A 2,274-nucleotide genomic window follows, 5' to 3' on the forward strand; every position below is an offset into this window, starting at 1 on the left:
GAGATGTGTATAAGAGACAGGCCCTGGCTGTTCACCACCGGCCCGCACGGGGTGGACGTGCACGCCGACCCGCGCCGGGCCCCGGCGGGGACGGCCTCGGCGGAGCGGGACGTGTACCTCTCGTGCGGGGCGGCGGTGTTCACCGTACGGGCGGCCCTGGCCCGCCTGGACCGCGAGGTGCGGGTGTCGGTGCTCCCGGAGCCCCGCGACCCGCTGCTCGTCGCCCGGGTCACGGTGACGGGTGACGGAGGGGACCCGGACGCGGCGGAGTTGTACCGCTGGGTGGGCGACCGTCGCACGAACCGCTACCCCTTCCGGCCCGAGCCCGTCCCGGCCGGTGTGCTGGCACTGCTGGGCGCGGCGGCCGAACGCGAGGGCGCGACGCTGCGCCGGCTGGACGCGGAACCGGAGTACCAGCGGGTGCTGACGCTGATCCGGCGGGCGTCGCTGGCCGAGGACGACGCCGTACGGGAGGACCGGGCGGACCGGCTCACCACCGGCCTCCCGCCGGCCGTCCCGGTGGAGAACCTGGGACCGCTGCCGCGCCGCGACGGCCCGGACGACGGCGCCGTACGCGACCTGGTGCCGGGCCTGGAACTGCCCGGGCGCGGCACGGCCGACTTCGAACCGCACCCGGAACTCGCCGTCCTGGAGACGGCGGGGGACGATCCGGCTTCCTGGGTCGCGGCGGGGCAGGCATTGCAACGGCTGCTGCTGGAGGCCACCGGGCACGGTGTCGCCGCCTCCTTCGCCAACCAGCCGCTGGAGGACGCGGAACTGCGCGAGGAGGTGTCCAGCAGCGCCGCGCACTTCGGGCATCCGCAGATGGTGCTGAGGCTGGGGTACCCCCTGACCCGGCCCCCGGCCACGCCCCGGCGGCCCCAGCACGAGGTGCTGCGGCGCGCGGAGCGGTGAGGGCCGCCGGCCGGGGGCGGCGCCTCTCGCCGGGGTCCGTCCGCACCCCCGCGGAAGCCGCCGCGGCCGTCCGGACGGAAACCCCCGGACCCTAAGGGCTGTCCCTCAGAACACGACCAGCGCGCGCCCGCCCCGGCCGGCGACCATGTTGTCGAACGCGGCCGGGATGCCGTCCAGCGTGATGCGTTCGGTGACCATCATGGAGAGGTCGAAGCGCCCTTCCCCGATGTGCCCGGCGAGCACGGGCAGGTCACGCGCCGGATCGCTGTTGCCGTACACGCAGCCGGTGAGCGAGCGGCCCCAGTGGAAGATCTCCAGCGCGTTGAAGGTGACCTCCTGGTCCTTGCCGCCGATGCCGACGACCGTGGTGCGCCCGCCCCGGCGGGTGGACTCCCACGCGCCGCGGATCGTGGCGGGGCGTCCCACGCACTCGACGGCGACGTCCGCGCCCTGTCCGCCGGTCAGCTTGCGGACGGCACGCGGTGTGCTGTCGGAGGCGACCACGTAGTCGGTGGCCCCGGCCCTGCGGGCCAGCTCCTCCTTCTCCGGGGACACGTCGACGGCGATGATCCTCGACGCCCCGGCGATGCGCGCGGACTGGAGCACGGCGAGGCCGACCCCGCCGATGCCGAAGACGACGACGCTCTCGCCCTCGCGGACCCGGGCGGAGTGGTGGACCGCCCCGTACCCGGTCAGGACGGCGCAGCCGAGGAGCGCGGCGTCGGTGAGCGGGATGCCGGCCGGGGCGGGCAGTACGCAGGTGGCGGGGACGACGGTCTCCTCGGCGAACGCGGCGACGTTCAGCCCCGGATGGAGCTCGGTGCCGTCGGCCGTACGGGCGTGGACGCCGGCCGCGCCCTTGAGCGCGTCGGCGCAGAGCCAGACCTCGCCGATCCCGCAGTGGAAGCAGGACCCGCAGGAGGGCGCCCAGTTGAGGACCACGGCGTCGCCGGGGCCGACGTGGGTGACGCCCTCGCCGACGGCGAGCACCGTGCCGGCGCCCTCGTGGCCGAGGACGGCGGGGACGGGCAGGCGCATGGTGCCGTCGGACAGGGACAGGTCGGAGTGGCATACCCCGGCGGCGGCGAGGGAGACGCTCACCTGGCCGGGGCCGGGCTCCGGCAGTTCGATGTCGGTGACCTCCAGCGGCGCTCCGACGGCGGGCAGTACGGCGGCACGGACCACGGACAGACTCCTCGGTGGATCGGTGATCGGCGGGGGGCTCGAACGGCTCAGAACTGGAGGGACTTGGTCTGGAGGTACTCGGCGAGGCCGTGCGGACCCAGTTCGCGCCCCACCCCCGACTGCTTGTAACCGCCGAAGGGGGCGAGCGGGTTGAAGCTGTCTCTTATACACATC

At 74.9% G+C, this 2,274-nt stretch carries 3 protein-coding genes; 1 reads left to right on the top strand and 2 read right to left on the bottom strand.

Going from position 1 to position 2,274, the window contains the following annotated elements:
* A partial coding sequence (locus IH13_RS0124900; RefSeq protein WP_082317694.1) for an Acg family FMN-binding oxidoreductase occupies positions 1-915 on the top strand: 915 nt, incomplete at its 5' end.
* A gap of 105 nt (positions 916-1,020) precedes the next feature.
* Here IH13_RS0124900 and IH13_RS0124905 read toward each other — a convergent pair.
* Both IH13_RS0124905 and IH13_RS46190 read right to left on the bottom strand, forming a co-directional pair.
* The gene (locus IH13_RS0124905; protein ID WP_031088039.1) at positions 1,021-2,100 is read right to left on the bottom strand and encodes a Zn-dependent alcohol dehydrogenase; all 1,080 of its coding nucleotides are present in this window, start codon (positions 2,098-2,100) and stop codon (positions 1,021-1,023) included.
* Positions 2,101-2,147: 47 nt separating this feature from the next.
* Complete coding sequence (locus tag IH13_RS46190) at positions 2,148-2,273, bottom strand: aldehyde dehydrogenase family protein (RefSeq protein WP_110085046.1); 126 nt, start codon at positions 2,271-2,273, stop codon at positions 2,148-2,150.
* Position 2,274: the final 1 nt, after the last annotated feature.

The sequence above is a fragment of the Streptomyces sp. NRRL WC-3549 genome (assembly GCF_000721935.1).
Classification (GTDB): domain Bacteria; phylum Actinomycetota; class Actinomycetes; order Streptomycetales; family Streptomycetaceae; genus Streptomyces.

Bases quoted from the DNA above. Each gene is read 5' to 3' on its own strand.
- IH13_RS46190 (WP_110085046.1), bottom strand. From the start codon at position 2,273: ATGTGTATAAGAGACAGCTTCAACCCGCTCGCCCCCTTCGGCGGTTAC.